Origin of the sequence: Bacillus daqingensis, assembly GCF_042654445.1 — a bacterium.
GTDB classification, from domain to species: Bacteria; Bacillota; Bacilli; order Bacillales; family Salisediminibacteriaceae; genus Alkalicoccus; species Alkalicoccus luteus.
Genome location: NZ_JBHSGK010000004.1, coordinates 107229 through 129982, shown reverse-complemented (window position 1 = coordinate 129982; position 22754 = coordinate 107229). Strand labels below are relative to the sequence as shown.

The 22754-nt window shown below is 52.4% G+C and carries 25 protein-coding genes; 10 read left to right on the top strand and 15 right to left on the bottom strand.

The window, feature by feature from the left end; genetic code table 11:
* Window positions 1-28: 28 nt before the first annotated feature.
* Window positions 29-187 (bottom strand): hypothetical protein, encoded by a 159-nt coding sequence (locus ACFO4L_RS05480; protein ID WP_377908693.1) that lies wholly within the window; start codon window positions 185-187, stop codon window positions 29-31.
* A 161-nt stretch (window positions 188-348) separates the two neighbouring features.
* Here ACFO4L_RS05480 and ACFO4L_RS05475 point away from each other — a divergent pair, with 161 nt between their 5' ends.
* Entirely contained in the window at window positions 349-1776 is a 1428-nt protein-coding gene (locus ACFO4L_RS05475; protein WP_377908692.1) for a sodium/glutamate symporter, read from the top strand.
* A 117-nt stretch (window positions 1777-1893) separates the two neighbouring features.
* On the opposite strand, the gene ACFO4L_RS05470 is transcribed toward ACFO4L_RS05475, so the two are convergent.
* Entirely contained in the window at window positions 1894-2772 is an 879-nt protein-coding gene (locus ACFO4L_RS05470; RefSeq protein WP_377908691.1) for a TIGR03943 family putative permease subunit, read from the bottom strand.
* A gap of 16 nt (window positions 2773-2788) precedes the next feature.
* On the bottom strand, window positions 2789-3793 hold the full coding sequence (locus ACFO4L_RS05465; RefSeq protein WP_377908690.1) for a permease: 1005 nt from the start codon (window positions 3791-3793) through the stop codon (window positions 2789-2791).
* Window positions 3794-3939: 146 nt separating this feature from the next.
* Between ACFO4L_RS05465 and ACFO4L_RS05460 the strand changes: the two genes are divergently transcribed.
* Window positions 3940-5139, top strand: a complete 1200-nt coding sequence (locus ACFO4L_RS05460) for a cation:proton antiporter (protein ID WP_377908689.1) — start codon at window positions 3940-3942, stop codon at window positions 5137-5139.
* 257 nt (window positions 5140-5396) lie between these two features.
* Here ACFO4L_RS05460 and ACFO4L_RS05455 read toward each other — a convergent pair whose 3' ends face one another.
* Window positions 5397-6419: an NAD(P)/FAD-dependent oxidoreductase gene (locus tag ACFO4L_RS05455; protein ID WP_377908688.1), complete on the bottom strand. Its 1023-nt coding sequence runs from the start codon at window positions 6417-6419 to the stop codon at window positions 5397-5399.
* Window positions 6420-6545: 126 nt separating this feature from the next.
* Between ACFO4L_RS05455 and ACFO4L_RS05450 the strand changes: the two genes are divergently transcribed.
* The 3 genes from ACFO4L_RS05450 to ACFO4L_RS05440 are packed head-to-tail and all read left to right on the top strand — an operon-like array spanning window position 6546 to window position 9466.
* A complete protein-coding gene (locus tag ACFO4L_RS05450; protein ID WP_377908687.1) occupies window positions 6546-7451 on the top strand; it encodes an iron-hydroxamate ABC transporter substrate-binding protein in 906 nt (301 codons plus the stop codon).
* A gap of 21 nt (window positions 7452-7472) precedes the next feature.
* A complete protein-coding gene (locus ACFO4L_RS05445; protein WP_377908686.1) occupies window positions 7473-8471 on the top strand; it encodes a FecCD family ABC transporter permease in 999 nt (332 codons plus the stop codon).
* On the top strand, window positions 8468-9466 hold the full coding sequence (locus tag ACFO4L_RS05440) for a FecCD family ABC transporter permease (protein WP_377908685.1): 999 nt from the start codon (window positions 8468-8470) through the stop codon (window positions 9464-9466). Before ACFO4L_RS05445 ends, ACFO4L_RS05440 begins: the two co-directional genes overlap by 4 nt.
* 65 nt (window positions 9467-9531) lie before the next feature.
* On the opposite strand, the gene ACFO4L_RS05435 is transcribed toward ACFO4L_RS05440, so the two are convergent.
* From ACFO4L_RS05435 to ACFO4L_RS05425, 3 genes are all read right to left on the bottom strand, one after another.
* The gene (locus ACFO4L_RS05435; RefSeq protein WP_377908684.1) at window positions 9532-10380 is read right to left on the bottom strand and encodes an aminoglycoside 6-adenylyltransferase; all 849 of its coding nucleotides are present in this window, start codon (window positions 10378-10380) and stop codon (window positions 9532-9534) included.
* A 5-nt stretch (window positions 10381-10385) separates the two neighbouring features.
* On the bottom strand, window positions 10386-12686 hold the full coding sequence (locus ACFO4L_RS05430) for a glycoside hydrolase family 65 protein (RefSeq protein ID WP_377908859.1): 2301 nt from the start codon (window positions 12684-12686) through the stop codon (window positions 10386-10388).
* A 375-nt stretch (window positions 12687-13061) separates the two neighbouring features.
* Window positions 13062-13958: a helix-turn-helix domain-containing protein gene (locus tag ACFO4L_RS05425; RefSeq protein WP_377908683.1), complete on the bottom strand. Its 897-nt coding sequence runs from the start codon at window positions 13956-13958 to the stop codon at window positions 13062-13064.
* 68 nt (window positions 13959-14026) lie between these two features.
* Here ACFO4L_RS05425 and ACFO4L_RS05420 point away from each other — a divergent pair, with 68 nt between their 5' ends.
* The 3 genes from ACFO4L_RS05420 to ACFO4L_RS05410 all read left to right on the top strand — a co-directional run bounded on the left by ACFO4L_RS05420 (window position 14027) and on the right by ACFO4L_RS05410 (window position 16736).
* Window positions 14027-14155 carry a hypothetical protein gene (locus ACFO4L_RS05420; RefSeq protein WP_377908682.1) on the top strand — a complete coding sequence of 43 codons (129 nt, stop codon included), beginning with the start codon at window positions 14027-14029 and terminating at the stop codon, window positions 14153-14155.
* A gap of 31 nt (window positions 14156-14186) precedes the next feature.
* Complete coding sequence (locus ACFO4L_RS05415) at window positions 14187-15326, top strand: S8 family peptidase (RefSeq protein ID WP_377908681.1); 1140 nt, start codon at window positions 14187-14189, stop codon at window positions 15324-15326.
* Window positions 15327-16109: 783 nt separating this feature from the next.
* Window positions 16110-16736 (top strand): hypothetical protein, encoded by a 627-nt coding sequence (locus ACFO4L_RS05410; protein ID WP_377908680.1) that lies wholly within the window; start codon window positions 16110-16112, stop codon window positions 16734-16736.
* On the opposite strand, the gene ACFO4L_RS05405 is transcribed toward ACFO4L_RS05410, so the two are convergent.
* From ACFO4L_RS05405 to ACFO4L_RS05385, 5 genes are read right to left on the bottom strand one after another with little or no spacing between them, the layout of a single operon-like run.
* The gene (locus ACFO4L_RS05405) at window positions 16733-17119 is read right to left on the bottom strand and encodes a VOC family protein (RefSeq protein WP_377908858.1); all 387 of its coding nucleotides are present in this window, start codon (window positions 17117-17119) and stop codon (window positions 16733-16735) included. The genes ACFO4L_RS05410 and ACFO4L_RS05405 overlap by 4 nt on opposite strands.
* A gap of 5 nt (window positions 17120-17124) precedes the next feature.
* On the bottom strand, window positions 17125-17637 hold the full coding sequence (locus ACFO4L_RS05400) for a GNAT family N-acetyltransferase (protein ID WP_377908679.1): 513 nt from the start codon (window positions 17635-17637) through the stop codon (window positions 17125-17127).
* Entirely contained in the window at window positions 17634-18197 is a 564-nt protein-coding gene (locus tag ACFO4L_RS05395) for a GNAT family N-acetyltransferase (RefSeq protein ID WP_377908678.1), read from the bottom strand. Before ACFO4L_RS05395 ends, ACFO4L_RS05400 begins: the two co-directional genes overlap by 4 nt.
* Before the next feature lie 2 nt (window positions 18198-18199).
* Window positions 18200-18802, bottom strand: coding sequence for an NUDIX hydrolase (locus tag ACFO4L_RS05390; RefSeq protein WP_377908677.1), 603 nt, complete (start codon window positions 18800-18802; stop codon window positions 18200-18202).
* Window positions 18790-19677: a phosphotransferase family protein gene (locus ACFO4L_RS05385; protein WP_377908676.1), complete on the bottom strand. Its 888-nt coding sequence runs from the start codon at window positions 19675-19677 to the stop codon at window positions 18790-18792. Before ACFO4L_RS05385 ends, ACFO4L_RS05390 begins: the two co-directional genes overlap by 13 nt.
* A gap of 84 nt (window positions 19678-19761) precedes the next feature.
* Here ACFO4L_RS05385 and ACFO4L_RS05380 point away from each other — a divergent pair, with 84 nt between their 5' ends.
* Window positions 19762-19923, top strand: coding sequence for a hypothetical protein (locus tag ACFO4L_RS05380; protein WP_377908675.1), 162 nt, complete (start codon window positions 19762-19764; stop codon window positions 19921-19923).
* A gap of 18 nt (window positions 19924-19941) precedes the next feature.
* On the opposite strand, the gene ACFO4L_RS05375 is transcribed toward ACFO4L_RS05380, so the two are convergent.
* Both ACFO4L_RS05375 and ACFO4L_RS05370 read right to left on the bottom strand, forming a co-directional pair.
* Window positions 19942-20703 carry a 3-oxoacyl-ACP reductase gene (locus ACFO4L_RS05375; protein ID WP_377908674.1) on the bottom strand — a complete coding sequence of 254 codons (762 nt, stop codon included), beginning with the start codon at window positions 20701-20703 and terminating at the stop codon, window positions 19942-19944.
* 14 nt (window positions 20704-20717) lie between these two features.
* Window positions 20718-21140 carry a VOC family protein gene (locus tag ACFO4L_RS05370; RefSeq protein WP_377908673.1) on the bottom strand — a complete coding sequence of 141 codons (423 nt, stop codon included), beginning with the start codon at window positions 21138-21140 and terminating at the stop codon, window positions 20718-20720.
* A 142-nt stretch (window positions 21141-21282) separates the two neighbouring features.
* On the opposite strand from ACFO4L_RS05370, the gene hpt reads away from it, so the two are divergent.
* Window positions 21283-21822 carry a hypoxanthine phosphoribosyltransferase gene (hpt, locus tag ACFO4L_RS05365; protein WP_168006615.1) on the top strand — a complete coding sequence of 180 codons (540 nt, stop codon included), beginning with the start codon at window positions 21283-21285 and terminating at the stop codon, window positions 21820-21822.
* Between the two features lie 171 nt (window positions 21823-21993).
* Here the strand turns inward: hpt and ACFO4L_RS05360 are convergent, their stop codons facing one another.
* Window positions 21994-22743, bottom strand: a complete 750-nt coding sequence (locus ACFO4L_RS05360; RefSeq protein ID WP_377908672.1) for an SDR family oxidoreductase — start codon at window positions 22741-22743, stop codon at window positions 21994-21996.
* Window positions 22744-22754: the final 11 nt, after the last annotated feature.

The window sequence follows — 22754 nt, the reverse complement described above, 5'->3', positions numbered from 1 at the left end:
AAACTAAACTATAAAACTCTAAAAGATTCTATAACCCCTTTCGATCCAGAAAAAACAATATCGCTGCACAAAACAGCATGGCTACACCTAATGTCAGCAGCAGTCCGTCCTCCCGGAACGCTGAACCTGCGAATCCAGCTGCAGCTGCCAGCAGAGACACAATCCATCCAATTCTATACACAAGCATAGCGGCAGCACCTCCTACGTACCTGTACCCGTTTTTATCAAGGTATCATCTAGCTGCATATGACAACCTGCTAAATATTTCACATTTTCCCATATCTATTTTCCCACATCACGGGTATAGCCAAGTGAAGGACTACATAATATGGAAAGGAAGTGCCTGCCATGAGCCCTAATGAAATAGGCTTCAGCTTTATTATTATTGGAATGCTTCTTATCATCGGCAAATGGATTCGGGTTTATTCAGTCAAACTGCAGCAGCTGTTTCTCCCTTCTTCCATCATCGCGGGAGCGCTCGCGCTCCTTCTTGGACCGGAAGTACTGGGCAGCCTCGTTTCCCAGTTTGCACCGGAATCGGTTTTTGCAGGCGGAATGTTCCCTGCTTTTATGATCGATGTTTGGGCAGAGCTGCCCGGGCTGTTTATTAACATTGTATTCGCTTCCTTGTTTTTAGGAACCCGGCTGCCTGATCTTCAGAAAGTTTGGATTGTCGGCGGTCCCCAGGTAGCAATGGGGCAGATGGTTTCATGGGGTCAGTACGTGATCGGAATCGTCCTTGTTCTGCTTGTACTAGCTCCATTATTCGGGACGAATCCGCTTGCAGGCGCCCTGATTGAAATCAGCTTTGTTGGAGGACACGGTACTGCAGCCGGCCTCGGAGAAACGTTTAACGAGCTCGGATTCTCTGAAGGGTACGATTTGTCGATTGGACTTGCGACAATCGGTATTTTAAGCGGGGTCATTATCGGTATTATCCTAATTAACATAGGGGCGAGAACCGGAAAGGCGAAATTTGTCGGTGGTAAGCAGTCCTTTTCCGATAAAGGGAAGACGGGCATTGTAGACCTTGACAACCGTGATGCCAGTGCCGATATGACAACACGTCCGGAATCGATTGATCCGTTTTCCGTTCATATCGCCTACGTTGGACTCGCGATCGGCGTCGGCTGGGTGCTGCTGGAGGCTCTCGTCTGGCTGGAGGACGTGACGTATGGACAGGCAACCGATGTTTATTTATTCGAGTACGTGCCGCTCTTCCCGCTCGCCATGGTAGGCGGCATTATCGTGCAGGCGTTCTCTCAGAAGTTTGACCGCTTCCAGCTGATCGACCGCAAAACGATAAACCGGGTCAGCGGTCTTTCCTTGGATATTTTGATCGTCAGTGCGCTCGCCACCATTTCCATTGCGGTCATCGGCGATAACTTGGCTGCTTTCCTCGGTCTCGCTATTGTAGGTGTTGTGTGGAACGTACTCGCGTTCCTTTACCTCGCTCCGAAGATGATCCCGAGCTACTGGTTTGAACGGGGACTTGGTGACTTTGGCCAGGCAACCGGTATTGCCGCTACCGGCCTGCTTCTCATGAAAGTAGCCGATCCGAATAACGAAACCCCGGCGCTGGAAGGGTTCGGCTATAAGCAGGTGCTGTTCGAACCGTTCGTCGGTGGAGGACTGGTAACCGCTGCGGCGATGCCGCTCATCTTCCAATTCGGAGCCATCCCGTTTTTAATCGGTTCTGCCGCAATGACGCTCTTCTGGCTTCTGTTCGGCATCCTCTACTTCGGGCGTAAGAAGACAGCTGATTCGACTGGATAATTTACTAATCAAACAGGCACGGCCAAAGGTCTGAACCCCTCTGGCCGTGCCTGTTTTTTTATGTTTAACGTTGGCTCTGTTTTTGACCGCAGCTCCCTTTTCATAAAACAGTTGAATTTACTGGTAGCCTGGATACACATATGGGCTGTCGGGCTGCTCGATCGGCTCAAGCTCTGCATCTTCCAGGATGGCTACTTCCTGACCGTTGTAAGTGCCGGCACGAATCGTTCCTCGTGCCTGGAACCACGCGTCATCGCCGAAGTCAGCCGCTTCTTCAGAATCGATAATAAGGCCGTAGACACCTGCATCCGCTACACAGCAGGTCATACCGAATCGTGCCGCCACGAGCCTGTTCTCATCAAAATCCGGCTCGCGAAACGCGAATCCATACACCTCTACTTCTGCGCCTTCAAATGAATCGGTATACAGATCCAGCAGGGTAAGAACATCGATAAACGTATCCTCGTCTACGGCAATTTCATCTGCCCCTTCGTACGTATCAAACAATTCTTCATAATAGCCTTCAAACCATTCTTCATCTTCATAATCTAGCGGAGCGTGCTCTTCGGCTTCCTCTTCACCTTCCGTTCCGCCGAGCGCTTCCATATACCCGTCCGGATCATCAAGATAGGAGTCAGCACGCGGGGTATCGGATTCAGACTCCTCCGCAGCCAGTCCCGGGCCATGTGCTGCCGCCCCATACTGCACGCCCCGATTTTCAGCTACGGAGCTGTCCAGCCCGCGTTCCGGCAGAATGAATCCCGCTGTAAGCGGTATGAGAAACAGCATATACACCGGCCACGGCTGCGGATGATCATCCTGTTTATCCTGAAACAGCTGCACCGCTCCAAGAATAAAAAACGTGACCATGCCGAAATAAATAAACGGCATCATAATCGGTGCAATGTAATAGACGATGCCGCCTGACAGAATCAACCCGAGTATCAGCAGGCCGAATCCCATCAGAATGACACCTCGTAAAAAGGCATAGGACAATAATTTCCCCTCCTTATCAGCCGATGACCGCAAACGTCAGCAGGACGCCTGCAAAAACAGCGGCAGTAACGGTAATGATAAACACAATGACAAATTTCGTGCGGAAAAAAGCAAACAGCATGATCGTATTTTTCAGATCAAGCATCGGGCCGTAGAGCAGGAAGGCTGAAATCGATGCCGGTGTAAACTGATTTCCAAATGATGATGCTACAAACGCATCTGCTTCCGAACAGAGCGATAAAATGTAGGCAAATGCCATCATCACCGCTACAGAGGCTATTTCATCAGATCCGACGCTGAGCAGCACCGATCTGTCGAGAAACGTCTGGAAGAGCGCGGCAATAAAAGCACCGATCAGCAGATACTTTCCCATCATAAAAAATTCTTCGGCTGCGTGAGAGCAGATTTCCTTCAGCCGCGCTGCCATTCCACGACCATGCTCGTGGTGATGATGCACATGCACTTCCCCCGGCCTGGTGCGGATCACCGGGCCTTTATTTTTAAATACAAGATATAAAATCAATCCAATGACAAGGGACTGCACGAATGCAAGACCGAAGCGGACATAGACGATCTCCAGCTGATTGCGGAACGCAAAAAAGGTCGATGCCAGGACGACTGGATTCAGTATAGGGGCGGCAACGAGAAAGACCATCCCTGCCTGAAAGGGGACCCCTTTTTTAATCAGCCGCCTGACGACAGGGACGATCGCGCATTCACACAGCGGGAGAATAGTGCCGACAAGCGCTGCGGGAACAAGGGTTTTAATTCCCTTACCGGGCATCCAGCGTGCGATCTGTTCGGGGGTAACGTACAGGTGGATCATGGAGGAAAGCAGTACACCGATCAAAAGAAACGGCGCTGCTTCAATGACAATACCGAGAAAGATCGTGTTGACATTGATCCACGCAGAGGGCGCGGTTTCGAGCGTCAGTACATCCTGAAATAAAAATAATATAAGTATAAACAGCAAAACAGCACCGCCCAGTATGTCTGGCCGGATTCGGGGTTGGTTCACCATAACAATCTCCTTCGCGACTTCTTTTATCAGTGTACAACGAGTAAGGCTAAATCTCACCCCTTTATACGAAATTTCACCAGCATTTCTGACGGTGGGAGAGGTGCAGAATAGGGTATAGGAATGAAACTGAGAGGGGAGGTAGAATGATGCTGGAGGATGTCGCGCTGTTTGTAAGCTTGCTGATGATTGGCTATCTCGTCTATACACTTGACCGAAACAAGCAGGCGTTTCCGGCTCCGCCTGTACTCGTCTTGATTGGGCTCCTGCTTTCCTTTCTTCCGTTTTATTCCGAGGTGCCAATCACCGCCTCATTCATTTATCACATTTTGCTTCCCGCCCTTTTATTTGTCGGGGCCTATCGGTTTCCCGTTCAGCAGTTTTTCCGCTACCGCCGTTTTATTCTGCTGCTGAGCACCGCCGGAATTGTAGCCGCGGTCTTTCTTACGGCTGCTGCTTTTTTTGCCGTGTCGCTTCCGTTCATGACGATCTCATTTATCGCAGCGCTGCTCATTGCAGCTGTTCTTATTCCGACGGATCCGGTTTCTGTGATTGAAATTCTCTCTTCAGATTTAGACGATGAGCTCGTAACAAGCGTCGTCGAGGGCGAGTCGATGATCAATGATGGAACGAGTATCGTTGTGTTCTCGCTCGTTTTCAGCTGGTATGTGCAAAGCCCGCCTACATTTCTGGAGGGGACTAGTCAGCTTCTCGTTACCTCGCTCGGCGGCACGGCGATCGGAGCTGCCTTTGGCTGGCTGTTCAGTCTCGCGCTTCACTACACGCACGAGCGCAGCTATCAGATTATGCTCAGCATTATAATCGCTTACGCTTCGTTTATTGCTGCAGAGGCGGTGCACGCGTCCGGAGTTCTCGCAGTCGTTACTGCCGGACTCTTTCTTTCGCACCGGATCAAAGCAAGCAGCCGTGAAAGCCATTTGCGGGAATCACTTGATGGCTTCTGGGAAATCATTGAGCTCTCCATTTTATCGCTGTTGTTCCTGCTGATCGGTATCGCTGCCGGTCCGTCTCTCTGGAACAGCTACTGGCACGTCATCATTCTTTTCTTTCTTTTTATGGTCGTGCTTCGCTGGATCGTTGTCGAGCTGATCATGCGTGCGACGCCGTCGATTCATAAGCCAACGTTTTCCGAACGATTTCTCGTCAGTATTTCCGGTGTCAAGGGAGCGGTATCCGTTTATTTAATCCTTACGATCCAGGAGTCTGCGGCTGATCAGGCAGAGCTTATTGCGGCGGTTGCCTTCAGCGTCGTCTTTTTATCCCTGCTGCTTCAAAGTCTCGCGATTCATCCAGCAGCCAGATTCATCCGCTTTCTCGGCCGCTCCTGATCGGTCATCCGCTGCTTTATCACGCAAAAAACGAGCCGGCAGTATTGTCCGGCCCGTTTTGAACTGTTAACAACGTCCATCTGCAAGCATATTTATTCCTCCTGATACAGCCTTTTTTCGCCTAGTCAGCCTGACGCTGCATTTATTTCAGCGGCATAACGTTCCTTTCGAGCGACGTTCAGTCGATTTCCGTCGAGCCGCGTTTTCTTTCAACGGATAGCTTCCAGCGTGCCCCTGCCTTCCCAGCCTGCTTTCAGCTACACCTGCCCTGCTTTTTTTAACGCCTCATTCCGTTTTGCAAAACCACTGTGATGAGACGAGACCATGCCGGAGGCTGCCGCTTCCGGATCGATAAACGTTTTCGCTGCATTCACCGCGTTGGCTGCGTCATGGAAAGCCCCGGCAAGCAAGTTGATTTTACCTGGATGAACCGCTACGTCGCCAGCGGCAAACAGGCCGGGTACGCTCGTCGCACCGTTCGCGGCGGCGGTGATCCGCTGGTCTTCCATCTCGAGCGCAAGACTCGTGCCGTTCAAAAAGGCCAGCTCCCGCTCATAGCCGTGGTTCACAAGGACGTGATCCACATCAACAATTCTGCCTGCATCCAGGCCGCACTGCAGCTCCACCTGTTTGATTCTCGTACCGCTCTCATCGGCAATCAGCCGCTGAATCGACGTTTGCAGCATACAGTCGACCGTGGAGCACATGACTTTTTCGACGACTGCTTCATGTCCTTTCAGCGCACTGCGGCAGCTTAACATGACGTTTGCCGCAATTCCTTCCAGTTCGTTCGCCCAGTCAACTGCTGTATTCCCGCCTCCGGAAATGAGAACCGTTTTGTTCCGGAACGTTTCCAGCCCCTGTGCCGTGTAATGCAGGTTCGTCATATCAAATCGTTCCGCCCCTTCCACTTCCAGACGCTGCGGAGTAATGATGCCTCCGCCTGCAGCGACAATCACCGATGAAGATGAAAAGGTTCTTCCCCCTTCGGTCAAGACCTCGAAGCCATTCTCGGTCTGTTTGATATTCGCTACAACCGTTTCAAGATGAACCTCTGGATCAAACGTTCTACCCTGCCGAATCAACCCGGCACAAAACTCCTCCCCGGTTACAGGAGGCATTCCGCCTGCATCCCAAATGATTTTTTCCGGATAGAGCCGCACTTTACCGCCCAGCTGCGACTGTGCTTCAAGTAACTGTACGCTCATGCCCCTCAGACCGCTGTAAAAAGCGGCATACAGCCCTGCCGGGCCTCCGCCGATAATCGTTACATCTTTCATAGCTGCGCCTCCTGCATTCAATATGTAAAAACTTTTATTGACAACGATTCTCATTCGCACTATGATAATCATTGTACTGAAATTGAGAATCATTTTCAATATAAATCGTGAAGGGAAGTATGATGGATGAAAAAAGCATTGTTGCTGCTGTCTGTTTCGACGCTTGCACTGACTGCCTGTGGTTCTGGAGACGATGCAGGAGCATCGAATGAGAACAACGGAGGGACGTTTACATACGAATCTCAAAACGGTCCTGTCGAAGTGCCTGAAAATCCACAGCGAGTCGCTGTGCTTTCAACATTTGCCGGTAACGTTATGGCACTGGATGTGCCGCTTGTCGGCGTTGACTCCTGGAGTATGGATAACCCGCAGTTCGCAGAAGAATTGGAAGGTGCAGAAGCCATTTCCGATGAAAATATCGAGCAGCTGATTGAACTGGATCCGGATTTAATCATTGGTCTTGATAACATCAACAACATCAGCCAGCTGGAAGAAATCGCGCCGGTTGTCACATATGAGTACGGAAAGGTGGATTACCTGGAGCAGCATATCGAAATCGGCAAGCTGCTAAACAAAGAAGAAGAAGCAGCTTCCTGGGTCGAAAACTTTAAGGAGGAAGCTTCCGCACTGGGTGATGAGATCAAAGCTGAAATAGGAGAAGACGCGACGATTTCCGTTTTCGAAAACTTCGATAAACAGCTGTATGTTTTCGGTGATAACTGGGGCCGCGGTACCGAAATCCTCTATCAGGAAATGGAGATGGCCATGCCGGAGCGCGTAGAGGAAGAAGCGCTTGAAGAAGGGTACTACGCGCTGTCTGCTGAGGTGCTGCCAGAATTCGCTGGTGACTATATGATCTTCAGTAAAGTAGCAGATACTGACAACTCGTTTACAGAAACGGAAACCTATCAAAACATTCCTGCTGTCGAGAACGGGAACGTCATCGAAGTGGACGCTATGTCGTTCTACTTTAACGATCCGCTGACACTCGACTACCAGCTGGACGTATTTGAAGAAGAGTTTCTCAACTAAGCCATGGGAAGGACGAACGGCATGCCTGCTATGAAACGTGCCCTTCCTCCTGCTGTTCTGCTGCCGGCCGGGTTTCTTCTGCTGGCAGTCTGTTTTTTTATGTCCTTGTTTCTCGGTGCTGCAGAGATTGGCCCAACAGATGTGCTTCGGGCTCTTTTTACAGCTGAGGGCGGAGAGAATCGTGATATTATCCGGAGCATGCGGCTGCCGCGAGAAACGGCAGCGGCGCTGACCGGAGCGGCGCTTGCTGCTTCCGGCGCAATCCTACAGGGAATGACGCGTAATCCGCTTGCCGACCCGGGACTGCTCGGGCTGACAGCAGGAGCGAATCTGGCACTCGCTGTATCCATCGCTTTTTTTACAACCACCTATTTTGGCACGATGATTGCCGGGATGATCGGTGCTGCTATAGCAGCAGCGATCGTCTTCGGTATCAGCCGTGCCGCCCGGGGTCCGGTTTCGCCATTTCGAATCGTCCTCGCTGGAGCTGCCGTCACTGCCTTTTTTGCTGCCGCGGCGGAGGGGCTTGGTCTGCTCTTTCGTATTTCACAGGAGGTTTCCATGTGGACTGCCGGCGGATTAATTGGCACGAACTGGACTCAAGTTCAAGTAGTCGCGCCGCTCATTGTAACCGGGCTGGCTGTGGCTCTTTTGCTATCGAGGCAGCTGACTGTGCTCAGCTTAAATGAAGAGACAGCTGTCGGCCTCGGCCAGCGCACAGAACTGATCAAAGCGGCTTTCTTTCTTATTGTGATTGTACTGGCCGGTTCAGCGGTGGCGCTTGTGGGAAATATGGCGTTTATCGGTCTCATGATTCCGCACATCGTCCGGCAAGTCGCCGGCACCGATTACCGGCTGATTCTGCCGCTTTCGATGCTCGTCGGTGCTGCTTTTTTACTGATTGCCGATACGCTCGGCAGAACGATGAATGCACCGTACGAAACACCGGTTGCCGCGCTGACGGCAATCGTCGGTCTTCCCTTCTTTTTATGGCTGATCAGAAAAGGAGGCCGAACATGACACCTCGTTATCGTCGCGCGCTCATCGTCAGCATTCTATTACTCCTTTTCACCGCCGCCGGCTCCGCTGCTCTCGGTCAGGCATCGCTTCCGCTTTCGAGAATGATTCCGGTGCTCTTCGGATTCGGAACCGAAACCGAGTCGTTTTTGCTTTTTGACATCCGTCTCCCGCGGATTTTGGTCACGCTTCTGGCAGGTGCAGCGCTTGCCGTTTCCGGTGCAGTGCTGCAGGGATTGACGAGAAATGATCTGGCAGACCCCGGCATCATCGGCATCAATGCCGGAGCAGGAACAGCAGTAGCTGTCTTTTTTCTGTTCTTCCCGATCAATGCGGGCAGCTTTATCTATGTTCTTCCGCTCGTGGCCTTTGCAGGAGCACTGGTCACAGCCGTTTGTATTTATGCAGCTGCCTATCAAAAAGGTGCCGGCCTGGAGCCGACTTCCTTCGTGCTAATCGGCGTCGGATTTTCCTTAGCACTGTCCGGCTTCATGATCGTGCTCATTTCTGGCACCGATCGCATGAAGGTGGACTTCATTGCCCGCTGGCTTGCCGGCGGCGTCTGGGGAACCGACTGGCCGTTCGTTGCGGCACTTGCTCCGTGGCTGTTGCTGCTCGTTCCGCTTGTGCTTTTCGGCAGCAGATCGCTTAACGTGATCGGCCTTGGTGAACAGGCAGCGGCAGGTCTTGGCGTTGCTCTGAAGCGGACGCAGATTCTGCTTATCCTTTGTGCCGTGGCGCTTGCAGCCGCTGCTGTTTCCGTTACCGGCGGTATCGCGTTTGTCGGCTTAATGGCGCCGCATATTGCCCGTTCCTTTTCCGGGGCCGATTACCGGCGGACGATTCCGCTCGCCATGATTATCGGCGCTTTTCTGCTCGTTTTGGCGGATACGATCGGCCGCACAGTGCCGGTAACGGACGGGATTCCTGCCGGTGTCGTCGTCGCCTTAATCGGTGCGCCTTATTTTGTTTATTTGCTGCTCCGCGGCCGGACGTGAATGCTCGAGGCTTTCAGTCAGAAAAGCGGTGCCGGAGGGCTGAATCAGCTCCTCGGCACCGCTTTTCATTTGTATTGATTATCCATCAGTCGGTTATGGAGCCAGGTTTGAAACCGTTCTTCCGCATGAAATGAAAATCCGAGCAAGCTTGCTGTTTCACTGGCTGCCGAGGAAAAAGCCTGCCAGATCTCGGGAAGAAGCCCGGCAATTTCCGCTCGATCTGCTCGTATATACGTTCGTTGAAGCATCTGCCACTCTGCTCCCGGTACAATCGCTGACAGGCTGTCTCCGTGCTTTCCAGCATAGACTGGTTCGTTCGCTTCTGCAGCTGCCTTCCAGCTGATCATCCGCCGATATTCTTTTCGGAGTATCGATACGTGTTCCAACGCATAGAGCAGCTGCCCTCTTGCCAGCCCTTTGACGACATAGGGAGACACCCACCAGAATTCATTGCAGCAGTCGGCATATTCAGCTGCTGTCGGCAGAGCCACTGTAAAACCAGGTTCCTGCTGGAGGGCAACATGCTGAAGCAAGTTGTCTTTATCGAGAAGCATCCTGCCCGGCTCACCCTGCTGCAGGTAGTTCTCTGCCAGCTTGACCGGAACGAGCGTCAGATCAATGCGTCTGCCGTCGGCGAACTGCATGAGAATCGGGAACCAGCCGAGTCCGTGCGGTTCAGCCAGTGTGGAAAGCTCGGGCCGCTGCATGATCAATCGTTCTCCAAAAGGCGCAAGCCAGGCTCTATCCCGCTGCAAATCTTCCACCTCTGTGACGTAATAGGCGACGTCATAGTCCATCCACTCGTCTTCCGGGGCTCCGGAAACTCTGGAGCCGTGGAGCGTCACCGCCCGCACCGTCTCCATCGTTTCAGCCATTTCCAGTATCAGCTTGAGCATCTCAGCATTCGTCCGCACCGCCGTCAGCCCGCCTTCACTTCCTGATTGGCAGAAGCGGTGATCCGGCTGCCGTTGACCGACAGCTCCACGCTCTGATTTGTTTCATTGATGACTGTGATCCCGCTTTTCGCTACCCGAATCAACAGGCGGGCGCCTCCAAAGACGATTTTAAATGAATAGCCGTCCCAGTTTTCCGGCAGAACAGGATTCAGGTGCAGCTCTCCATTACGGACTCTCATACCACCGAAGCCTTGTACCACTGCCATCCACGTGCCGGCCATGCTTGTAATATGACAGCCGTCTTCCGTATCGTTGTTGTAATTATCGAGATCGAGCCGCGCCGTCCGCAGATACATGTCGTACGCTTTTGCCTCGTAGCCGAGTTCACAGGCGAGCACCGCGTGCACACACGGGGAAAGCGATGATTCATGCACCGTCATCGGCTCATAAAAATCAAAATTGCGGCGCTTCGTTTCGTCATCATACTCGTGATTTAAAAAGTGCAGCCCCTGCAGAACGTCAGCTTGCTTAATAAAACAGGAGCGAAGAATCCGGTCCCACGACCAGTTCTGATTAAGCGGAAGATGCTTTTCCTCCAGCTCGCTGACAGCCATCAGCTCTTTATCGAGAAACCCGTCCTGCTGCAAAAACACGCCCGTTTCCTCATCATACGGTTCATACATATTGGAGCGGATGTCGCCCCACTTAGTCAATTCGTCATCGGTTATACCCAGCTGCTTCTGCCATGTTGTGAACAGCTCCGGCTGTTTCTCTTTCCACGCAGTAAGCGTGTCAAGCGTGTAGGAAAGGGTCCAGGCGGCAATCCGGTTCGTATACCAGTTGTTATTCACGTTGTTTTCATACTCGTTCGGACCGGTAACCCCAAGCATCATGTATGCCCCGCGCCGTTTGTTGTACAGCACGCGATCCTCCCAGAATCGGGAAATCTCCACGAGAACCTCGATTCCCGCTTCTTCTATATAAGAGGTGTCCCCCGTATAGTCCGTATATTGATAAACCGCATAAGCGATCGCCCCATTGCGGTGGATCTCTTCAAACGTAATTTCCCATTCATTATGGGACTCTTCCCCGTTCATCGTGACCATCGGATAAAGGGCACCCTTTGTAAAACCAAGCTTCGCTGCGTTTTCTTTCGCTTTTCCGAGCTGATTCCAGCGATAGACGAGCAGATTGCGGGCGATGCGGGAATCAGCCGTCGCCAAGTAAAACGGCAAGCAGTAGGCTTCTGTATCCCAGTAGGTGCTGCCACCGTACTTTTCGCCGGTAAAGCCCTTTGGTCCAATATTGAGCCTTGCATCTTCGCCGGTATACGTCTGATTCAGCTGGAAGATATTAAACCGGATGCCCTGCTGCGCTGCCGTGTCTCCTTCTATCACAATATCGCTGTCGAGCCATTTGGTTTCCCACGCCTCTGCCTGCTCTTTCTGAAGCTGCTTAAAGCCGGCCTGAAGCGCAGCCTCCAGCGCCTGCTCCGCTTTCGCCTGCAGCGCTTCCTTCGCATGATCGCGGTTCGTCACGTGTGCGGTATACTTGTAAATCGTCGTTGCTTCCCCGTCTTTCAACGCGATATCTGCCCGGACACCCGCGTATTTATCGCGGAGGACAGGTGTCGATTCGATCGGGGTGTAGCTGCCGTTCTGGTGGATTTCTGTTTCCTTCACCGTGCAGTAGTGAAAATCAAGCTTCTTTGTCTTCACGGTAACAGAGGCGCGCATGCCGTTCACAGACTGGTTCACCGGATCCCAGAACTTCTCATCGTAGTTGGCATCAGTATTTTTAATGTCGCCGTCGAGATACGATTCCAGCTCCAGCTGCCCGCTGAATCCTTCCGGTGTCAGCTCATAGGACAACGCGCCAATTTCCTTGCGCGCCATGCTCACAAAGCGGACAGCCTTAATATGAACGCGTTTTTCCGGACTGAGTTTTGCTGTAAACGTCCGCTTCAGGAAGCCTTCCTTCATGTTCAGTTCTCGGCGGAAATCGGTCACCTCAACTTTTGCCAGATCAAGCTCTGTTCCGTCAATGATCAGCTTCAAGCCGATCCAGTTCGTCGCATTCAATACTTTTGCAAAGTATTCCGGATAGCCGTTTTTCCACCAGCCGACGCGCGTTTTGTCCGGATAGTAGACGCCTGCCATGTAGCTGCCCTGCAAGGAAGAGCCGCTGTAAGTTTCCTCGGAATTTGCGCGCTGACCGGTATGGCCGTTGCCGATACTGAACAAGCTCTCGGATATTTCCTGCTTCTGCGGATCAAATCCCTCTTCAATTATGGACCATGGATCCTGCTTTACATAAGGCTTCATCATATATGCATCTCCCTTCACGGATAAAACGGCTTTTACAGCGCTGTTTGATTGTGCAATCGTTTGCATCCCGAAATAAAAAAGAAAAGCCGTTTTTGACTATACAAGCAGTTTACCATGTTTTTCAATTTAAAGAAAGCGCTTCATATACCTGCATGCAAGACAGACGTTGCTCTTTCTGCTATCGATAAAAGTCCCAAAACGGTTAATAAAGGTTGTTTTCTGCTGTGCCGGTTGTTTTAGAAGCATCTGATCAATGAAAGTCCCTCCTCCCCATGATCTGGATATTAGTACACTAATATTTCGTCGCCCGAACAGCATTGATAATTCCTACTGTTGCAAGTATTCTGAATTTAGCGCAGAGGCAGAAGCAGCTTACACAAGGTACTGCGCCTTCTGCTCCCATAACAGCTTTGTATACTGGCGCTTATTTAAGATTTCAAAAAACAGCAGCGCCCGCTGGTAGGCTTCTTCGATTTCGGTCTTCTCTCCCGGTGCTGTGCGCTCGAGACACTGGCCCCGGTAGTAATAAAGCTGACCGAGCATCGACATGTTTTCCTGCTCAATCGAACGTTCTATGGCACGGCTGATCACCTGCTGTGCCTGATCGATCTCACCCATGTCATACAGCGTTTTCGCTTTGTTGTACATGACGCGGATCAGAAAAGCATCATAGTCCAGCTCGTTAGCTGCCGATTTTGTCCGGACTCGAGTGGTTAAAATCCGATCCTGATAGTAAATCGTCTGCAGCGGACGTCCTTCAAACGCATGAAGGTACGCGAGGGTGTTCATGATACGCAGGTGAAGATGGTGGCGGCGAATTTCCGTATCGTCTCCTTCTTCAAGCAAATAGCGCAGCCGGTGGATCGCTTCCCGCGTATCAATCCGCCCAGTGTAGTAGCTGGAGACGGTGTGAAACCAGGTGAGATAGCAGTCGAGAGAAGCATCTTCAATTGCACTCTCTGCACGCAGCTTCTCAATAAGCTCGTAAATCTCTTCGTGCTTCCGTTCACGGGCAGCCGCTTCAATTTGACTGACGACCTGATCGCGCGCTTCGAAGTCAGGTTCGATGAAGACATCGATAAAGAGCGTCAGCGGTGTATCAAGACGAAGGGCCAGGTAGTAAAGTGTATCAATTTTCGGGATCATATCGCCCTTCTCGATTTGGGAAATGGCACCCTGGGTACAAATTCCGTCGGCAAGCTGCTTTTGTGACATTCCTTTTTCTTTGCGGATCGCAGCGATGGTAGACCCGAGCATCTGACTGTTCATTATGCATCACCTGTTTCTGGACTTGGTCTTTTCACTATACCGTACTTTTTAAAGGAGGTGAACGAATCATGAAATACCTGCTCATGGCAGCACTCATTGTCACGTTTGCCGGAGGTGCCGTCTCAGGCTCTCTCACAGCGGCTGATCTGCCTTACGAAGATTCAGTCGAGCCGATGGACCTGCCTTATGAAGACTAAAATTCCTACTATTTGATGAAAGGATGATTGGATGAAGAAAGCTGCTTTTGGAGGACTTACTGCTGCATTGCTTTTAATTCCGTTCACGGCTGGTGCTGAAACGGCTGAAGTGGAAACGGAAGGCGATAAAGAGGAGTACCTGATCCAGTTCGACGGACCGGCGGAAGCGGGCTTAATGAATGCTTTCGGCGTAGAAGACGAGGATGTGCTTTACGAATATGATTACCTCCCGGTTAACCTCGTTGAACTGACAGACAGCCAGGCAGAAGCGCTCGAGGATCACCCGCACGTCGCGGCGCTTGATGAGAACGCAGAAGTAACAACGCTGCAGGATATCCCTTACGGCATTGAAAGCGTACAGGGTGTGCAGGCGCAGGAGCTCGGTTTCCGCGGAGACGGCATGGATGTAGCGATTCTGGATACAGGGATCGACATTAGCCACGAGGATCTGGCAGCTAACGTCCAGGGCGGCTTTTCCGTCTTCAGTGATTCCGCTAACTCCAATCCATTTTCTGACGGAAACGGCCACGGAACGCACGTAGCCGGAACCGTTGCAGCTGTTGAAAACGATCTCGGCGTTCTCGGCGTCGCGCCGGATGCAGATCTGTACGCGGTCAAAGTACTCAGCAACGAAGGCAGCGGTTCCCTCGACGGCATCGCACGCGGCATTGAGTGGTCGATTGAAAACGACATGGACATCATCAACATGAGTCTTGGCGGTTCTTCCGGCTCCTCTGTGCTTGAAAACTTTACCGATCTCGCTTATGACGAAGGCATTCTTGTCGTCGCAGCAGCCGGTAACGACGGTAAAGGGATGGGCTTCTTTGATACAGTCGGATTCCCGGCTCAGTATGAGTCCGCGATGGCTGTCGCCGCTGTGGATGAGAACAACAACACAGCTTCCTTCTCCAGCGCCGGACCAGCCGTTGAAATTTCAGCTCCAGGTGTAAACGTGCTCAGCACCGTGCCTGGAAACGGCTACGATGCCCTGAACGGTACGTCTATGGCAGCACCGCACGTTGCGGGTGTCGCTGCCCAGGTTTGGCAGGCGAAACCGCACCTTTCCAACGTCCAGCTACGCCAGCTGCTGAACGACACAGCAGAACCGCTCGGCGCCCAGCGTGACTACGGAAATGGTCTGATTCAGTCTGTCGACGCCATCAATCAGTAAGTAAGTAACACCCCTCTCCCCCTTTCTTGAGAGGCCGTCCCCCTGCCCGGGACGGCCCTTTTTTTGTGCGGGAACGACTATGGCGGGGGAAGGATCGGGCTTATACGGAGAGGCAGCGTTTTTTGCAGGGGTTACGCCTGCTTCAAGTTCAGCTTTCGACGTTTTCGTGCCGGTCTTTTTTGCAGGCGCCGGATATGAGTACGCAGCGGTGAAATGATAACTTGAACATCCAGAATGAAAACTTCCGGCACGATCGTGATAAGATTTTCGTTATCAAGAACGCCAGTTGATAACAAAGTCAAGTTTCAGCCTGGAAATCATAAGTTCAGAACCGAGATTGAAATGTTTGATGCTCCAAATAATAAGTTTGCGCACATCCGTAACAACTTTCTTCCCTCGGAAAGCTGACCTTAACTCTCGCCTTCGAAAAGTTGAACGGTTGCCCGTGAAAGTTGAATGTTTTCCTCCGCCAGTTAACGCTTTCTTCGTTATAACAGTTCTAAGTTGATGCTCGTGAACACTTTCGCAGCAAGGTTAATGCTTTGCGGGCGAAAGTTGAACATTTGCCAGACGAGGTTAACGCTTTCGCGGAAAAAGTTGAACATTTTCCTTGCTCCTCAGCTTCTCACGTACGCTGAAGGAAGAAGACGAGTTGACACCCGCCCTAAAATTGGAATATGATTACCATATACCGTACTTTTTGAGGGAATTTATTAAACAGAAGGCGGGCTTGATTAGCTGCAGACTGCAGAAGAGATCGCGTTAGAAACGGGAGGAAGAAAGATGATTGAAGACTATCTGCGGGCGTTTTCCGGAAAGCTCTATATGTTTACGGACCGGCAGAAAAAACCGGTTCTTCGGCAGGTGCGTGAGGAGTTAGAGGAAGTAAAGTCCGGGCTTATCGAGCACGGCGAGGACAGCGTTCAGGCGGAGAAGCTGGCCGTGCGTCAGTTTCCGCCTCCTTCTGAGCTTGCTGCGGAATGGAATGAATCCGAGCAGGAACGGTACGACGAGCAGTTTCAGCCCCGAAACCTCGGCCTTGCTCCGCTGCTTTCCCAGGGGATGCTCGTCCCGCTCTTTTTCCTGCAGTGGCCGATTATGTATGGATCCTGGAACGATCCGGGCCGCTATGCGTTCTGGCTGACGGCCCTTGTCATCGGCCTGCTTCTATTCATGTTCTATTTCCGCAGACGGCCAAACGCCTACCTGCTCTCCGTTGTGAAACAAATGCGCTGGGTGTATGCCGCTTTGCTTGCCGCGGTTCCCGTTCATTTCGGTCTTTTCTTTTTAATAGGCACCGGCGAGCTCCTGTTCAGCCTCGTTTACGGCGCTGTTTTTCTAGCGTTCCTGCTGGTATTCGGAGTCGTTTTTGAGCGCTGGCGGAAACGGGCGTTAGAGCTGCCTCACTAAGCTTCTTCCGCTGTAATTTCCACTTTCATCCGGTCTGGGTCCTCCGTGTAAAGCGCATAGTGATCCGGTCCGCCTGCAAACGGATGCCGGTCCTCGTACAGGATCGGCATCCCTCTTTTTTTGACCTCCTGCGTCAGCCGGTCAACGTCGGCTTTCGTCGGCACCCGGAAGGCGAGATGATTCAACCCGGTGCGGCAGCGATGATACGGAACGTCCTGAAATCGCTCCTCCGTCTGCACGATGACGAGATAAAAGTCGCCATGGCGCCAGCTTCTCCCTTCTTCCCAATGCTGAAACGGGGTAAATCCAAGCTCCTGCAGCAGCCAACCCCAGTAAGCCTCGGATTCATCCAGCCGGCTGACGTACAGCTCCAGATGATCCAGCGGGTTCACAGCGATTCCTCCAGCTTCGCCGTCATGCGCAGCTCATCATAATACACGCCGTCTACAAAAAGTGCTTCCACTTCTCTGCCGGTCACCGAAAAACCAAATTCCTCATACAGCGAAATAGCAGCGTGATTCTGAGCAGTGACGTACAGGTTCAGCTGCTCAATGTAGGCGTCAACCTCGGCCGCTTCCCAGACCGCCTCCAGCAGCCTGCGTCCGATGCCGTGCCTTCGCATAGACGGATGGACGAAAAAGGCGGTTATCTCTGCCCGATGCTGCACCTTCTTCAGCTGCTGCGGGAACAGTGTAATCACGCCGCACAGTCTTTCTCCGTCGAAGGCGCCGTAGGTCCAGGCTTTGCTTTCCTGAAATCGTTTCTTAAATTTCTCTACCCCGTGCTTCGCTTCCTCATCCAGGCTTGTCGCAAATGCCTCGGGGTGCATCTGAAGCGCCTGCAGGCGAAGCTGAAAATAAGCTGCCGCATCCCATTCCTCCAGCCGTTCGACGTTCATCATTCCGTCACCACCTTTGCAAAAATACACGTATCGCGCAGACCTCCGCGTTCATAGCGCGTATCCTGACGCAAAATTCCTTCCAGCGTAAAACCGAGCCGCTCCGCCACCGCCCTGCTTTTTTCATTTTTCGTGTCGCAGCGAATTTCAATCCGGCGCGCGCCCATTTCACATTCAGCGAAGCGCGCGACCCCGGCAACCGCCTCTGTTATGTACCCCTGTCCGCTGTAGCGCGCATCCACCCAGTAGCCGATTTCCACTTTCGGGACGGTCCAGTCCACCCTGTGCAGTCCGCTTGAGCCGACGTAGGCGCCATCTGTTTTACGGAACAAAAACAGCCGGAAATCGCTTCGTTCCAAGTAGCGGAGTGCTGCCCTGCGCAGCTCGGCTTCTGTTTCTTCCACCGTGTCATCCAGCGGGATAAACGGCAGCCATTCTGCTAGTGACGAACGAGTCGCCTGCTTCGCTTCCCAGACGGCTTGGCCGTCGCCCGGCATCGGCATACGGATAATCAGCCGCTCTGTTTCAAACTGCTCCGGCACCGTTCGTAATATATCCTCCATCTCTACTCCTCCTCGTTAACCTCTTTTAACGCCGGCATTACTTGCTCCCAGTATTGGCTGCTGTGCGGCACAAGGTCCTCCTTGGCCAGTACGAGTCGCCTGCCTGTGTCCGAAATCCCGCTGCAGGCAGAACGCACACCCGCAATAAGCTCCTGAAACTCCTCCAGCTTCACGCTGCAGGCCCCGTCGGCTTCGCCATCGCGAAACTGAAGCCGGTTGACGACATCGCGATCGGTATGCAGCTGGAACACGTGGCAGTGCTCCCGATCTAAAAAAGCACCGATTTCAATCTCGTCTTGCAGTCGCCCGAGCGGACGCAGGTCCGCCATCGTCACCTGCAGACCGATTTCCTCCTCCATTTCTCTGACACCGTCTGCCGCCTGTTCACCCGCCGTCAGGTGACCGGCAGCTGTAATATCATAGAGCGCGGGGAAGTCACGCTTTACGCTGCTTCGACGCTGAAGCACCACATAGCGGTCTTCCTCGTCATCAAACGTGACCCAGCACTGAAACGTTTCGTGCCATTCTCCTTCGCGGTGCACCTCATCCCGGCTCATCGTTCCTCTTTTCTCGTAGTCCCTTGTGAAAGTAGTTACGTGCTCCACACATCTTCCTCCTCATACCATGCCGGCTTTAATTGCTTAAAGTGATGATGATCGCGTAAAGCCCGGTCGATTCGTCGTCTCGTCATCTCCTCTTCTTTCGGAGCAAACATCTGACCCCAGGCAAGCGACGAGAACAGCACCATCGCAGTATATAAGCTGTACCGTTCCCAAAAAGCAGACGGTACCTGATCGTGAAAGTACCTGTGAATCTGTCCGCAGGCAAAGGCTCTGCTGTCATCGAGCTGAAAGAGCGCTGTTTTGACAAAATCGTGATAAGGGTCGCCCCAATCCATATTGTCAAAATCAATTACACCTGTCAGCCGGCCGCCGGATACAAGAAGATTTCCAAGATGAAAATCATCGTGCTGCAGCCGCTCCGGCACACGATTCATCCAATGCCGGTGCCGCTTCACCCATTCTGAAACCTTATGTATTCCCGAAAACGTCAGCTTTTTCTCTTTACACACCGCTTCGTAGCGGAGGTGCTTTTCCCACGCACGATCGGCCCAGCCGATTTTTTCTGCAGGCGCTTTTACGTCATGAAGCTTCCGCAGCATAGCGCCTGCTTCTCGGCCCAGCCTGTACATGTCTGCTTCTGTCTTCGACGCTTTGCAGCTTCGCAGATCTTCTCCTTCGATCCAGCTCAGCTGCACCCAGAGATACGGGGCCTCTTCCTGCACACACATTACTTCCTGCACAGGCAGCCCCTTCATAAACAGCCGCTCCATCACACGGAGCTGTTCCCGACGCTTTGCCTGCTCTGCAAGCGGAAACCGTTTTATGACCGACCTTCCTGTCCCGTCCTCTGCCAAGTAGCACGGATGTTGCGAAAATCCTTTTAACTGCTTTACTCGTTTGCCTGCAAATAAGTCCATACTCTTTCTCCTTGAAGCTGTGCATGTTAGAAGACATCCAGGCCTCTCGTTATGTACACTGTCTTTACGAAGGAGGCGATACGCATGTTTCGAAAACTCCGCTCCCTGTTTGGAGGACGACGCTGCGAGTTCTGCGGCAAAGCTTCCAGCGAAGCACAGCGCTATGAAGATGAATCAGGCAGACCGATCCATGTCTGCTTTCAATGTGTACCGTACGCGGAGCGCCGCGGCTATCCGAAGCGTTAACCGCGGCGCCCCGACTGATTAATGCATAACAAGTCCGCCGTCAACGACCAAGTTCTGGCCGGTCACTGCCCGCGACCACGGCGAGCTGAAAAACAGCACGGCATCCGCCATTTCCTCTGGTGTCGTTACCCGCTGAAGCGGCGTCGTCTGCCGAATGATATCGAATACCTCCGGTGTCGTTACGCTGCTCGCATCCGTCTTTTCCAGCAGGCCGCCTGATACCATATTGACGGTGATGCCGGACGGACCGAGCTCCTTCGCTGCATTGCGGGTAAAGCCGAGCAGCGCCGCCTTTCCGGACGTATATTCATGGTACGGAACGACCGGATGTTGAACGAGGTTCGTGCCGATCATGATGAGGCGGCCGAATTCCTGTTTCTTCATCGACGGAAGCACGGCTTGCACGACGTTTAACGCCCCCTTCACACTTCCCTCCATCTGTGTTTCAAACGATTCCCAAGAGACGTGCTCCAGATCCTCCTGCGCCTCCGGGTCAAAGCGGAAATCGACGAGCGCATTATGAACGGCGGTGGACACCGGCGCTCCAAAATGACGCTCTCCTTCCTGAACGAGACGCGCTAGTTCTTCTTTCTTTCTGACATCGGCCTGAAGTGCCACTGCCGGTTCCCCAATTTCACGGGCCAGCGCCTCTGCTTTTTCCTGGCTTTGATAATAATTAATGATTACCCGCGCTCCCTCGGCTGCAAATGCCTTGGCGCATGCGGCACCGAGTCCGCGCCCTGCACCGGTGATCAGAACAACCTGGTCCCGAATATTCATATCTGCTTCTCCCCTTATTCGTTTATAATGAGCATGTCGTGATCGTTAAATTCACAGTCTTCTGAATAGGCGGCTTCCCAATAGTAGCCGTCCGGGTCGCGGAAATAGCCGCTGTACCCTCCCCAAAAGACGCGCTGCGCCTCTTTAACGATCGTTCCGCCAGCGTTGTGAGCAGCTTGCAGCACGTCCCGCACTTCCTGTTCCGATTTTGTGTTGTAGGCAAGCGTCATGCCGGTAAACCCTTCAGAAGGTGCTGCGCCAATATCTTCAGCAAGCTGGTCTTTTGGAAACAAAGCAAGCCGGGTGCCTGCGTTTTGAAAAAAGATAATCCCGTCCTCCGGGCTGCCGCTCGTTTGCATGCCGAGCCCGTCCCGGTAAAAGGCAAGCGAGCGCTTCAGGCTGCTGCACCCAAGCGTAATGAGATGAATGCTGTTCACGTAAATCCCTCCTCCGCTCTTTTATTCGATTCTGATTCAAGGATTCCTCTATTTTCCTGCAGGCGTTTTACATTTTCAGCTTGCGGCGTTATGATACGTAGGGATATTCTTCTCGATATTTATGTGAAAAGAGGGAGACGTTATGGCATACGAAATCCATGATACGATGCTTTCCGAGGAAACGATTCAACGACGTGTTCAGGAGCTTGCGGATGAGATTCAGAAGGATTTTCACGATGAGCCCGTCACGTTGATTGCAGTATTGAAAGGCTCGTTCGTCTTTGCAGCTGATCTGATGCGGGCGTTTAAGTCAACGGTCAATGTTCAGGTCGACTTCATCTCGGTTTCCAGCTACGGCAATCAGACAGAAACGACCGGCAAGGTCAAGCTTTTAAAGGATCTCGACAGCAATATCACCGGTGAAAACGTCGTCGTCGTGGAAGACATCGTCGACAGCGGCTTGACGCTTGATTTTCTCGTCGATCACCTGCGCATGCACCGTCCCAAAAAGATGGCTGTCTGCACGCTGCTCGACAAACCGGAGCGCCGCCGCGTGGAACTGCCGATCGATTACGTCGGCTTCGTGATTCCCGATGAATTTATCGTCGGCTACGGCATTGATTACGCCCAGCAGTTCCGCAACCTTCCGTATATCGCAAGCGTACGTCAGACAGCTGAATAAGCGATACGTAAGCCGTCCTCAGGGGGCGGCTTTTTTGCTGATCATTCGATCCGGAAAGCCGTGCAAAGGCGTGAAGCTGTTTCTGTGCAACGACCGAGGAACGGTGCCGGTCTTACTGTGCCTGCACAAAAAAGAAGCGGCGCGCGGCCGCTTCTTTCTCGTTTACTGTTATCAGCCCTGATTGTTCGGGCGGACAATAATTTCGTTCACATCGACGTTTTTAGGCTGCTGAACCGTGTAATAGACAGCTTCAGCGATGTCCTTGCTGTCAAGCGGCGTCATTTTGCCTTTGCCGAAATTCTTTTCGAACATTTCCAGCACGTCTTCGTCTGTGATCGTTTCTGTCAGCTCCGTATCCACGACACCCGGTGAAATGGATGTCGTACGGATATCAGTGCCGGCGAGCTCTTTGCCGAGACCTTCCATGATCACGCGTGCTGCAAACTTCGTGCCGCAGTAAACGGCTCCGGAAGGCATGATTTCATGGCCCGCAATCGAGGACGTTGTAATAATGTGTCCGCTGTTCTGCTCCTGCATATGCGGCAGCACAGCGTGAATACCATACAAGACGCCCTTGATGTTAACGTCGACCATCTTTTCCCACTCATCGACCTTGCCTTTTTCCATGAAGCTGAGCGGCATCAAGCCGGCGTTGTTGAAAAGCACATCGACGCCGCCGAACGTGTCGACCGTAAATTGGATCAGCTCGTGGACTTCATCCTTTGACGTCACATCCGTCTGCTTGATCTCTACTTTACCTGGCTTGTCCTGCAGGCTGTGCTGAAGCTCTTCAAGCCGTTCTTTTCGACGCGCAGCAAGCACGACGTTCGCTCCTTCGTCTGCAAACTTTGCAGCTGTTGCTTCTCCGATTCCGCTGCTTGCGCCGGTGATAACAATCGTTTTTCCGTTCATATCAGACATGGTCGAACCAC

Excerpts from the sequence above, each read along its gene's own strand:
- ACFO4L_RS05425 (WP_377908683.1), bottom strand. The coding sequence starts at position 13,958 with ATGAACAGTCAGATGCTCGGGTCTACCATCGCTGCGATCCGCAAAGAA.
- ACFO4L_RS05400 (WP_377908679.1), bottom strand. The coding sequence starts at position 17,637 with ATGATGAACGTCGAACGGCTGGAGGAATGGGATGCGGCAGCTTATTTT.
- ACFO4L_RS05385 (WP_377908676.1), bottom strand. The coding sequence starts at position 19,677 with ATGGACTTATTTGCAGGCAAACGAGTAAAGCAGTTAAAAGGATTTTCG.
- ACFO4L_RS05380 (WP_377908675.1), top strand. The coding sequence starts at position 19,762 with ATGTTTCGAAAACTCCGCTCCCTGTTTGGAGGACGACGCTGCGAGTTC.
- ACFO4L_RS05410 (WP_377908680.1), top strand. The coding sequence starts at position 16,110 with ATGATTGAAGACTATCTGCGGGCGTTTTCCGGAAAGCTCTATATGTTT.
- ACFO4L_RS05420 (WP_377908682.1), top strand. The coding sequence starts at position 14,027 with ATGAAATACCTGCTCATGGCAGCACTCATTGTCACGTTTGCCGGAGGT.
- ACFO4L_RS05480 (WP_377908693.1), bottom strand. The coding sequence starts at position 187 with ATGCTTGTGTATAGAATTGGATGGATTGTGTCTCTGCTGGCAGCTGCA.
- ACFO4L_RS05460 (WP_377908689.1), top strand. The coding sequence starts at position 3,940 with ATGCTGGAGGATGTCGCGCTGTTTGTAAGCTTGCTGATGATTGGCTAT.
- hpt (WP_168006615.1), top strand. The coding sequence starts at position 21,283 with ATGGCATACGAAATCCATGATACGATGCTTTCCGAGGAAACGATTCAA.
- ACFO4L_RS05395 (WP_377908678.1), bottom strand. The coding sequence starts at position 18,197 with ATGGAGGATATATTACGAACGGTGCCGGAGCAGTTTGAAACAGAGCGG.
- ACFO4L_RS05450 (WP_377908687.1), top strand. The coding sequence starts at position 6,546 with ATGAAAAAAGCATTGTTGCTGCTGTCTGTTTCGACGCTTGCACTGACT.
- ACFO4L_RS05415 (WP_377908681.1), top strand. The coding sequence starts at position 14,187 with ATGAAGAAAGCTGCTTTTGGAGGACTTACTGCTGCATTGCTTTTAATT.
- ACFO4L_RS05445 (WP_377908686.1), top strand. The coding sequence starts at position 7,473 with ATGCCTGCTATGAAACGTGCCCTTCCTCCTGCTGTTCTGCTGCCGGCC.
- ACFO4L_RS05360 (WP_377908672.1), bottom strand. The coding sequence starts at position 22,743 with ATGTCTGATATGAACGGAAAAACGATTGTTATCACCGGCGCAAGCAGC.
- ACFO4L_RS05455 (WP_377908688.1), bottom strand. The coding sequence starts at position 6,419 with ATGAAAGATGTAACGATTATCGGCGGAGGCCCGGCAGGGCTGTATGCC.
- ACFO4L_RS05465 (WP_377908690.1), bottom strand. The coding sequence starts at position 3,793 with ATGGTGAACCAACCCCGAATCCGGCCAGACATACTGGGCGGTGCTGTT.
- ACFO4L_RS05430 (WP_377908859.1), bottom strand. The coding sequence starts at position 12,686 with ATGAAGCCTTATGTAAAGCAGGATCCATGGTCCATAATTGAAGAGGGA.
- ACFO4L_RS05375 (WP_377908674.1), bottom strand. The coding sequence starts at position 20,703 with ATGAATATTCGGGACCAGGTTGTTCTGATCACCGGTGCAGGGCGCGGA.
- ACFO4L_RS05475 (WP_377908692.1), top strand. The coding sequence starts at position 349 with ATGAGCCCTAATGAAATAGGCTTCAGCTTTATTATTATTGGAATGCTT.
- ACFO4L_RS05440 (WP_377908685.1), top strand. The coding sequence starts at position 8,468 with ATGACACCTCGTTATCGTCGCGCGCTCATCGTCAGCATTCTATTACTC.